An 875-nucleotide genomic window follows, 5' to 3' on the forward strand; every position below is an offset into this window, starting at 1 on the left:
GGCGGCACAACGCCTGCACGCGGACGACACCACCGTGCCGGTTCTGGCGAAAGGCCGGACAGTCACCGGACGATTGTGGAATTATGTGCGTGATGATGGTCCATTTGGTGGGCCAGCACCGCCAGCCGTCTGGTTCCGGTATTCCCGGGACCGCAAGGGCGAACATCCCACGGACCATCTCACCGGCTGGACCGGCATTCTGCAGTCAGACGCCTATGCGGGTTATAATACTCTGGCGAAACCGGGACGCCAACCCGCGCCGGTTGTCTCCGCCGGATGCTGGGCCCACGGACGCAGAGGGCTGTTCAAAATCGCCGAGAGGGACAAGGCGCCCCTCGCCATAGAGGCAGTAGGCAGGATCGACGCCATATTCCAGGCCGAGCGCACCATCAACGGTACGCCCCCAGAACATCGGCTGGCAGTCCGTCAAACAGACATAGCCCCTCTGGTCGACGATCTGTTCGACTGGATGCGGGAGTGTTGCCGGCGCATGTCGACAAAAAATCCCGTTGCCCACGCCATGAACTATTTTCTCAGACGTGCCGATACATTCACACGATTCCTCACTGACGGCCGGATCTGCCTCTCAAACAATGCAGCAGAACGCGCCCTGCGCGGCATCGCCCTGGGCAGGAAAGCCTGGTTGTTCGCCGGGTCCGATCGTGGCGGAGAGCGCGCCGCCGCCATGTATTCCCTGATCGTCACCGCGCGCCTGAACGATGTCGATCCCCATGCATGGCTCGCTGATGTCCTGGCACGGATCAATGACATTCCCAATCCACGCCTCCATGAACTCCTGCCCTGGCACTGGAAAGCCCACCAGCAGGTCCACAATACCATCGCCGCCTGAATACGCCCGCGTCTCTCGCCGGATG

1 protein-coding gene is annotated in these 875 nt (G+C 61.8%); it reads left to right on the plus strand.

Features of this window, described 5'->3' with window-relative positions; all coding sequences use genetic code 11:
- A partial coding sequence (gene tnpC / locus AABE20_RS10270; RefSeq protein WP_338332975.1) for an IS66 family transposase occupies positions 1–850 on the plus strand: 850 nt, incomplete at its 5' end.
- Between the last annotated feature and the right edge of the window lie 25 nt (positions 851–875).

It is taken from the genome of Acetobacter zythi (genome assembly GCF_963921165.1).
Lineage (GTDB): Bacteria > Pseudomonadota > Alphaproteobacteria > Acetobacterales > Acetobacteraceae > Acetobacter.